At 70.6% G+C, this 3,250-nt stretch carries 2 protein-coding genes and 1 pseudogene; 2 read left to right on the forward strand and 1 reads right to left on the reverse strand.

All coding sequences use genetic code 11. The annotated features are described in order from the left end of the window. Positions 1-2,147, reverse strand: a 2,147-nt coding sequence (locus B4E30_RS14245; protein WP_286795750.1) for a chromosome segregation SMC family protein, incomplete at its 3' end; no start/stop codon positions are given. A 449-nt stretch (positions 2,148-2,596) separates the two neighbouring features. Here B4E30_RS14245 and B4E30_RS14250 point away from each other — a divergent pair. Both B4E30_RS14250 and B4E30_RS14255 read left to right on the forward strand, forming a co-directional pair. After that, the gene (locus tag B4E30_RS14250; RefSeq protein WP_194385112.1) at positions 2,597-2,851 is read left to right on the forward strand and encodes a hypothetical protein; all 255 of its coding nucleotides are present in this window, start codon (positions 2,597-2,599) and stop codon (positions 2,849-2,851) included. A gap of 22 nt (positions 2,852-2,873) precedes the next feature. Then, positions 2,874-3,250 (forward strand): annotated as a pseudogene (locus B4E30_RS14255) (hypothetical protein); the annotation flags it as partial.

Here is a 3,250-nt window from a genome sequence, read left to right on the forward strand (position 1 = left end):
GTCGCGCGATTGACGCGCTCGGCGTGGGCCGCGAGCGCGGCGTCGTGCTCGCGGAGCGCGGACAGGCTCGCCTTCGTCTCGGCGCGGGCGCGATCGAGCTGTGCGGATCGTTCGCCGAGCGCCTCGCGCAGCGAGTCGGCGACGACCAGGATCTCGGCTCGTCGATCCGCGGCGCCGTCGCGTTCAGCGGCGAGCTCGAGGCGCGATCGCCCCTGACCGGAGCCGGCACGCACCGTCGGTCCGGTGAAGACCTCGCCGTCTCGCGTGACCACCGTCAGCGGCGCGGCGGGCTGCGCGTCGAGAGTGTCGGCGACGGCGCGCACGGCGTCGAGGTCGTCCGCGATCAGCACACGCGCGAGCATGTCCTGAATGCCGGCCGGCGCCGTCACCACCTCGTGAGCGGGACGCGCGCCGGGGATCTCCGGCAGGTCGCTGCCGCCGACCCGGACGTCGGCGATGACGATGTCCACGACACCGAGATCACGACCGCGCAGGGTCGACGCGAGGTCGAAAGCGGCGCCGCGGTCCTGGGCGAGAACACCCTCGGCGAGGGGGCCGAGCACGGCGGCGATCGCGGCCTCGTATCCCGGCGTCACCTGCACCGCGTCCCCCACGAGGCCGACAAGCCCGGCAGCGCCTTCGGCGAGGAGCTCCGACGCCGCATTGCGCACGTCGAGCGCACGGGAGAGGGCCGCGGCCTGCGCGCTGAGGGCCTCGCCCTCGCGCTCGGCGGCGTGCAGTCTGTCGCGCAGCTCCGAGACCTCGGTCTCGAGGTCGCCGGCGGTGCGCTGAGCGCGCTCGTAGGCGGCGGTGTTCTCGTCGACGGCGCTCTGCGGCGCCGAGCCGACGTCGATCTCGTCGAGTTCCGCCTCGGCCTCGGCACGTCGGGTCAGTGCCGCATCGAGCGCTTTCTGCTGGCGGTCGACCGCAGTGCGCACCGCTGTCAGGGCGGAATCCGCTGCTTCGGCCGTTCCGCGCATCGCGGTGATCTTCATGTCGTGCGCCGAGACGAGTGAGCTCTGCTCGGCGATGTCGACATCGAGAGCGTCGAGCTCGGCGCGGGCACGGATGACGTCGCGCCCCGCCGATTCGGCGGCGTCCTGCGCGTCGCCGAGGCCCGCGGCGATGTCGTCGATCTCGGCTCGAGCCTCGTCGATCGCCGCCTGGGTCACCGTCGCGCCCTCGACGATGTCGCTCTGCTCCGGTTCCGCCAGCAGCGACAGGCGCTGCCCGGCGAGGGCGTAGAGCGACCGGAGGCGCTCCTGAACACGCTCTAGGCCGTGGGCGACGCGCCGCGCCTCGTCGACGGCTTCCGAACGCTGTTCGGCTTCGAGATGCGCGATGCGGCCCCGCACGACGTCGAGCTGCTCCTGCAGTGCTCCGCGCTCGGTGTGCCGCTCCTGCTCGGTGCGGGCGAACGCGTCGAGCTCGGTTCGCAGGGCGACGAGGTCGTCGGCGAGCAGCCGCGCCTTCGCGTCGCGCACGATCGCGGCGATCGATTGCGCCTCTCTGGCGACCTCGGCCTGCCGGCCGAGCGGCTTGAGCTGTCGGCGCAGCTCGCCGGCCAGGTCGCTGAGGCGCGTGAGGTTCGCCTCCATCGCCTCGAGCTTGCGCAGCGTCTTCTCTTTGCGGCGCCGGTGCTTGAGGATGCCTGCTGCTTCTTCGATGAAGCCGCGGCGGTCTTCGGGAGAGGCCTGCAGCACGGCGTCGAGCCGGCCCTGACCGACGATGACGTGCATCTCGCGACCGAGCCCCGAATCGCTCAGCAGCTCCTGCACGTCGAGGAGCCGACACGACTCGCCGTTGATCGCGTACTCACTCGATCCGTTGCGGAACAGGGTGCGGCGGATGCTCACCTCGGCGTACTCGATCGGCAGGGCACCGTCGCCGTTGTCGATGGTCAGCTGCACCTCGGCACGTCCGAGCGGACCGCGCGTGGCCGTTCCGGCGAAGATGACATCCTCCATCTTGCCGCCGCGCAGCGTCTTCGCACCCTGCTCCCCCATCACCCACGCGAGCGCGTCGACGACATTGGACTTGCCGGATCCGTTCGGCCCGACGATGCACGTGACCCCTGTCTCGAGTTCGAAGGTCGTCGGCTGGGCGAACGACTTGAACCCTTTGAGCGTCACGCTCTTCAGGTGCATGGATGCGTCCTCCGGCCTGTCTGGATCACCGATACACGCTACCCGAGACACGCCGCGACGTCGGCGCGACAGACGGTCATCGATCGCATCCGACACGCCCGTCGTCCACCGAAACCGAAAAGACCCTTGACGTCTTGGATCCGCCGCGCTAGTGTCCAGATCGCGTCTCAGCCGGAAAGGAGGTCACCGATGATTCAGATGCTTGCGCCTTTCGCGCCGATCACCCGTACCGGGATCCGCTCCCCGCACCGTGGTCTCGCTCCGGTGGCCGGATTCCGCGACGTCGTCACGCGCGTCGTCGCCTGACCGCCGCCTCACCCGCACCCCGCGCCGTCCGTGCGCGCCGCTTCGGCACCCCCGGCTCGACCTCGCTTCACCCCGATTGCGAGGCTCCCCGCCGCTAGATGATTCTGCGCCACTCGCGCGTCCTCACTCGAAAGTGCACTTCCGTGAACACACTCGCACCCTTCGTGACTTCGCACGAGCGGGAAACCCTGTCCGCCGCGGTGAGCGATCACCGCCTGTCCGCCGTCGATCGCCTCGAACTGCGTCTCGGCCTGTGGCTGCTCCTCCGGAGCGCTCGGCGCCTCGACGTCGCCGATGACCCTGCACAGCTGTCTCGACGCGACGCCGCACGCCGCGAACGCGCCGAACGCGAGAGACGGGCCGAACGCGTCTACCTGCTGCGCGTTCCACGCCTGTGACCACCCGATGGAAGAAGCGATCATGTCCGACACGACCCCCGAGGTCGTCCCCTTCCATGGCGGCTCGTTCCGCCGCGTCGGGATCCCCCGATCACCGGCGGATCCCGACGCGGCGGACTTCGTCGCCACCGTGGCGGCACGCAACACCGTCTCCCGGGAGGTGTCCGGGACCGACGACCACACCCGCACCGTTGCGGAGCTGTTGCCGCACTACCGCCCGGACGCGTATGAGATCCGGCACCTGTGGCTCGTGACCGACGACGACGGACGCGCGATCGGCCGGGTCGGCGTGGACATCCCTCTCGAAGCCGGGTCGACGGTGGCCTTCTGGACCATCGAACTCATCCGGGCGTCGTGGGGGCGAGGCATCGGCTCGGCCGCTCACCGTCTCGTCGAGAG

The sequence above is a fragment of the Microbacterium sp. UBA3394 genome (genome assembly GCF_002358725.1).
In the GTDB taxonomy this organism is placed as follows: Bacteria; Actinomycetota; Actinomycetes; order Actinomycetales; family Microbacteriaceae; genus Microbacterium; species Microbacterium luteum.